The following is a 5,912-nucleotide window of genomic DNA, read 5'->3' as shown; positions in this document are numbered from 1 at the left end:
CCAAACCCCATTCAAAGTCCAATTAGGCAGGGAGCTTTAGAAGGATCTAATGTAGATTTAGGAGAACAAATAGCATTTTTGATGATGAGTCAAAGGGCTTTAGAAGCTAGTGCTAAATTGGTTCAGACGACAGATGAAATGATGGCACAAGCCAATAATTTAAGAAGATAAAAGACACCTCTTCAAAGGTGTCTCAGGTTGTAGACAAAGTCTTTTTTAAAAGGCTGTGGTAATTAAACATTCTAACAAAGTCTCCGTCGAGATTTAAGGCTTCTATCTAAAAGGAAGAAGGGTACCGCTCTAATTCGCCGTCCATGGCTTAATAGAGCTTTCGGAACGTCCTGTTCCTCACTCCTTCTTCCTTTTATCTAATCAGCTCTTTAATCTATCTCCTCGACTTAATCGTATCTTTGTTTAATTACCACAGCTGATGGTGACTTTGTCTATAGTTTGTCTTCAGTTTGAGACACCTCTTCAAAGGTGTCTTTTTTTAAGGAAAAAGCACTTTAATGCTTTTTTAGAAGGAAAATCTAAGGTTATGACGAATAAAATAAAGGGGAGGTGGTAAGCTTTGAAAAAAAGGGAATTTTTAATTTTAATAAATAAGTTTGGAAGATATTCGTATAAAAAACTCTTTCTCTTTAAGGAATACTGCAATAATTATATTTTTTCTACAAGTTTAATTTTTATTGGACTTGGTTTATTATCGTTAAATTTTCTAAATTTGAGTTTTTATAACCCTTTTATTTTAGGATTGTTTTTTATAGCTTTACATTTTTTCTATAATAGATTTTGGCTATTCTCTTTAGCGGGTTCATTGCTTTTAACTATTGGTTTATATATTATACTACTCTTTAGCTATCTTCTACCTAATGGTGGAGAATCAGCTATCATCCTTGCTATAGGTTTGGGATTTATTGTCTTTTATTTAATCGATGGTAGATGGGAAAAGTATTGGCCTTTAATACCAGGAATACTCATTTCAGTATTTGGGTTATTGGTTTATCTTGAGCAGACAGAGAGTTATTCCTTTACTTTTTTACCTTACGTTTATAGATATTGGCCAGGGATAATCATTTTATTTGGTATTTTTTCTTTATACTGGAGAAAAATAAAGAAATACATAAATGTTCATAAATAACTATTCTTCCCTATCATTATTAACTTGAGAATGGAAGATGTCTTCTAAAGTAGTTTCTTTTTCTGGTGATGTAAAGTTATGAACTTCTTTAACACCTCTAGCAGTTTTAATTGCTGCTACAATATCATCGATATTTTCTGGCCTTTCGCCCTGTAAAGTTACAACTCCGTCATGTACCTGTATTTGTAAATTTTCTTCATCCAAGTTCCGTAATTTTAGTTCTTCAATTAACTCTTGGTAAACGTCGTCATCTACAATTTGACCATCGGTACTAATACTTATAGAGTTAATTACAGGTATATTAAAATGGGATCTGACAAGTGTTTCAGCATATTCCTTTTCCGAAAGGGAATCAACTATTCCTGTCAACTCTACTCCCCTTTGATTAGAATAAACCCGAATATCATAGTTTGCTAGATTTTTATCATTGTGAAAAAGACCTTGAACTTTATTTTGCAAATCACTATCTGTAGCTTGGTAAACTGGACCTTTCTTTACATCCCCTTCAATTTTACTTTCAATAGGAGTTTTAATACCTTTATTATCTAAAAGATGATCTTCTAGCTGTGATTGTTGAGATTTAGACTCTCGAGGTCGGCTGTTATCAATATATCTTAAATCTAAACGGGATGCACCATCTTGATAATATTCTTTCTTACTCACAACATATTCCTCCTTAAAAATTTCGTTCTTTGAATTTAGTATCTACCAAAATCTAATAAACTATTTTAAATAAAGGAAAAAGAAAGTAGGGAATTTTTAGTGAAAGAAATTGGCTTGTCTACGGCTTGTTTTTACCCTCAACTTAATACTGAAGACACTCTCGATATTATTTCTAATCTAGGTATAAAAAAAATAGAAGTTTTTTTACAAACGGAAAGTGAATATCAAAAAAAATTTATATATGAATTGAAAGATAAAATTAATAAATTAGATTTAGAGGTATATTCTATCCATGCCAGTTCTGCCCTTTTTGAGCCATTGCTATTTTCATCATACCAAAGGGAAGTGACCGATAGTTTAAAGACCTTTGAAAAGATCTTTGAAGCTTGTAACATTTTAAATGGTAAGTACTATGTTTTCCATGGCCCTAGACTTATGAGTTTTACAAAGGATCAATGGGATTTTGTTATTAAAAGGACTAAACTTTTAGTATCTTTAGCTAAGGAATATAATATAAGAATCGCTCAAGAAAATGTGTCTTGGTGTTTAAGTAGTAATCTTCAGTTTCTTCAGTATCTAAAAGAAAAAGTAGAGGGCCTTTATTTTACCTATGATAATAAACAGGGAGTTAAGAGTTTATTAGATTCAAAAGATATTTTAAAGGTAATGGCAGAAAGTTTAGTAAATGTCCATATTAGTGATGTTAATGGCAGGGATATGGGAATTTTTCCTGGCCATGGGTCTTTTGATTTTAATAATCTCTTTGAAGAATTGGAAAAAATAAATTATACCGGCCCGGTAATAATAGAGGTTTATGGTAAATATTTACCCCCAAATATAAAGGAAGAAATGGAAAAATTTAAAAGAAATGTGGAGGAAAAATATGGGTAAATACATCATATCTAAAACATTAAGCAATAATGTTGTTTTAGTAGAAGATAAAGGGAGTAAATATGTATTTATTGGCAAAGGGATAGGTTTTGGCAAAAAATCTGGAGATGTAGTCTACTTAAGTGATGTAGAACAGCAATTTGTATCTACCGAGGGTTTGAAAAAAGATGAATATGAAGCTTTTTTTGATACAGTAGACCCGAAAATCATTGAAATATATAACGAAATTAATCGGGTTATTCTTAAAGATTTGGAACAAAAAGGGGAAGGGGCTAATTCTTTAAACATAGCATTATTAGATCATATCAATTTTGCTATAAAAAGGCTAAAAGAGGGTATAGAAATCATTAATCCCTTCTTATATGAAATTAAATTGTTATACCCAGAAGAGTATGATACTGCTGCAAAGGTAGTAAACCTACTCCAAAAGCGATTAGATATAGAGATTCCAGAAGGGGAAATTGGTTTTTTAGCTTTACATTTTGTAGGTGGATTAAGTGAAAATAAAAGGGAAGCTTTAGAACAATCCAAAATGATTAATAAAATCCATCAATATTTAGAACATAAGCTGGGAATTAAAATCGAAGGGGATTCCTTTGACTACAAGAGGTTAGTTATCCATTTAAAGGGTGTAATAAATAGGGTAAAAAAAAGACAATGCATAGAAAACAACATTTTATCAGTACTAAAAGATAAAATTATTTATGAATACAAAATAGCATATGATATTGCTAAAATAATGGAAAGGGCATTAAATATTTCTATACCAGAAAACGAAGTTGGATATATAGCATTACATATTCATAAAATCACTGCAGATTTGAAGAGGGAAAAATAATTATTTTTTTAAAACCACTTGTAATACAAGGATTTATAGGTTATAATTTTATTGAATTGAATATAGAAAATCTTTACGTGTTACTGAGAAATCAGGCATGAGTAAAAGAATTTAGGATTAGCTAATAGGCTATTTCTATGTTCTTTTGTTCATGCCTTTTTGTTTTAATTTGCTTTATTCTTTCCAGCCAGGAAAGACTAAAATATATTAAAAAGATAATAAGAAAGGAGAAAGTTTTATGAAAAAGACTTTTGCAGTATTACAACAAGTAGGTAAAGCCTTGATGTTACCAGTGGCTATATTGCCTGCTGCCGGTATTTTACTGGCCTTTGGTAATGCTTTACAAAATCCAGAACTACTAGAAAAAGCACCTTTTCTACATGTTAACTGGCTACAAATGGTAGCATTGGTAATGGAACAGGCAGGTGGAATTATCTTTTCTAATCTTCCATTACTTTTTGCTGTTGGTGTAGCTGTAGGTTTAGTAGGGGGAGATGGAGTAGCTGGTCTAGCAGCTATCGTAGGTTACTTAATTATGAATATCACAATGGGAATTATTGCAGGGGTAACTCCTGAACTAGTAGATTCTAATCCTGCCTATACCTTTGCCTTAGGAATACCAACTTTACAAACAGGTGTTTTTGGCGGGATTATAGTAGGGGTACTAGCATCTTTTCTATTTAAAAAATACTATAACATCGAACTTCCCCAATATCTGGGATTCTTTGCAGGTAAAAGGTTTGTTCCTATAGTTACAGCAGTTTCTGCCCTTTTATTAGGGATTTTAATGACGTTTATATGGCCACCTATTCAAACGGGATTAAACACCCTATCATATAGTATGGTAGATTCAAATAGAACTTTATCAGCATTTATTTTTGGAGTAATTGAAAGGGCCCTTATCCCCTTTGGCTTACATCATATTTTTTATAGTCCATTCTGGTTTGAGTTTGGTGAATATGTGAATAAAGCAGGGGAAATTGTTAGAGGGGATCAGAGAATATTCTTTGAACAGCTAAAGGATAATGTTGCTTTTACAGCAGGAACTTTTATGACAGGTAAATTTCCTTTCATGATGTTTGGATTACCAGCAGCTGCCTTAGCAATGTACCATGAAGCTAAAACAGAAAAGAAAAAATACGTAGCAGGTATTATGATGTCAGCAGCTTTAACATCATTTTTAACCGGTATAACAGAACCAATTGAATTTACTTTCTTATTTGTAGCTCCACTACTATTTGCTGTTCATACAATCTTTGCTGGACTTTCCTTTATGATTATGGAAATTTTAAACGTTAAGATAGGGATGACCTTTTCTGGAGGAATAATTGACTATTTATTATTTGGAGTATTGCCAAATCGTACCCAATGGTGGCTTGTTATCCCAGTAGGTTTAGTTTTCTCAGTTATTTACTACTTTGGTTTCCGCTTTGTAATAAGGAAATGGGATATTAAAACACCAGGTCGGGAAGATGATGGTGAACAAAGTGAAACAAATGGAGTTACTGGAGAACTAGGAGCTCAAATTTTAGATGCCTTAGGTGGAAAAGAAAATATATTGAATCTAGATGCTTGTATCACTAGGTTAAGGGTTAATGTAAAGGATATAAAACTTGTAGACAAGCAAAGATTAAAAAAATTAGGGGCTTCAGGAGTACTAGAAGTTGGTAATAGTATTCAAGCAATATTTGGACCAAAATCTGATATTCTAAAAACACAGATAGATAATATAATCAAAAGTGGTGGGGTAACAGAAAAAACTAGTAACTTTTTAAGCCCAATGGAAGGTAAGTTAATAGATTTAAGTGAAGTGCCAGATCAAGTCTTTTCTAAAAAAATTATGGGTGACGGCTTTGCCATTGAACCACAAAAGGGAGATGTAGTTTCCCCTGTGGACGGTAAAGTTGTATCCCTATTCCCAACAAATCACGCTATCGGGATATTAGGAAAAGATGGCTTAGAAATATTAATCCACGTAGGGATTGATACAGTAGAATTAAAGGGAGAAGGCTTCCAAGCTTTAGTAAAAGAAGGGGATGAAATTAAAGCTGGTCAACCTCTTTTAAAAGTAGATTTAGAAAAGGTTAAGAAGGAAGGAAAGGCTATAGTAACACCAGTAATTTTTACTAACCTAACTGAAGGCCAGAAAATCCATTTTGAAGAAGGTAAAAAAGTCCAAAAAGGACAATCCGGTATTGTAGTTATAAAATAAAACAGAGGAAGGGGCTGTCGGGAAATAGGCACCAAAAAAGTCAGCTTGACTCATAAGAGTTAGCTGACTTTTTTATATAAAAAAATGGAAAAGATGATCAAGATTGACCACTTTTCCTTAGTTATATTGTATAATATAACTATGAGAAAAATAAACTGTTATTCCAA

6 protein-coding genes are annotated in these 5,912 nt (G+C 32.3%); 5 read left to right on the top strand and 1 reads right to left on the bottom strand.

Going from position 1 to position 5,912, the window contains the following annotated elements:
- Positions 1–9: 9 nt before the first annotated feature.
- A complete protein-coding gene (locus tag BMX60_RS12525) occupies positions 10–171 on the top strand; it encodes a flagellar basal body rod C-terminal domain-containing protein (RefSeq protein ID WP_207648447.1) in 162 nt (53 codons plus the stop codon).
- Between the two features lie 400 nt (positions 172–571).
- Positions 572–1,141, top strand: a complete 570-nt coding sequence (locus tag BMX60_RS11505; protein ID WP_091351583.1) for a hypothetical protein — start codon at positions 572–574, stop codon at positions 1,139–1,141.
- Here BMX60_RS11505 and BMX60_RS11500 read toward each other — a convergent pair whose 3' ends face one another.
- Positions 1,142–1,804, bottom strand: a complete 663-nt coding sequence (locus BMX60_RS11500; RefSeq protein ID WP_091351582.1) for a BON domain-containing protein — start codon at positions 1,802–1,804, stop codon at positions 1,142–1,144.
- A 99-nt stretch (positions 1,805–1,903) separates the two neighbouring features.
- On the opposite strand from BMX60_RS11500, the gene BMX60_RS11495 reads away from it, so the two are divergent.
- The 3 genes from BMX60_RS11495 to ptsG all read left to right on the top strand — a co-directional run bounded on the left by BMX60_RS11495 (position 1,904) and on the right by ptsG (position 5,745).
- Positions 1,904–2,695: a sugar phosphate isomerase/epimerase family protein gene (locus BMX60_RS11495; RefSeq protein WP_177159810.1), complete on the top strand. Its 792-nt coding sequence runs from the start codon at positions 1,904–1,906 to the stop codon at positions 2,693–2,695.
- Positions 2,688–3,533, top strand: a complete 846-nt coding sequence (locus BMX60_RS11490; RefSeq protein ID WP_091351580.1) for a PRD domain-containing protein — start codon at positions 2,688–2,690, stop codon at positions 3,531–3,533. Before BMX60_RS11495 ends, BMX60_RS11490 begins: the two co-directional genes overlap by 8 nt.
- A gap of 238 nt (positions 3,534–3,771) precedes the next feature.
- Positions 3,772–5,745 (top strand): glucose-specific PTS transporter subunit IIBC, encoded by a 1,974-nt coding sequence (gene ptsG, locus BMX60_RS11485; protein ID WP_091351579.1) that lies wholly within the window; start codon positions 3,772–3,774, stop codon positions 5,743–5,745.
- Positions 5,746–5,912 lie beyond the last annotated feature (167 nt).

The sequence above is a fragment of the Anaerobranca gottschalkii DSM 13577 genome (genome assembly GCF_900111575.1).
In the GTDB taxonomy this organism is placed as follows: Bacteria; Bacillota; Proteinivoracia; order Proteinivoracales; family Proteinivoracaceae; genus Anaerobranca; species Anaerobranca gottschalkii.
Note: the sequence above shows the minus strand (reverse complement) of the source record. Positions and strands in the feature narration are given on the sequence as shown.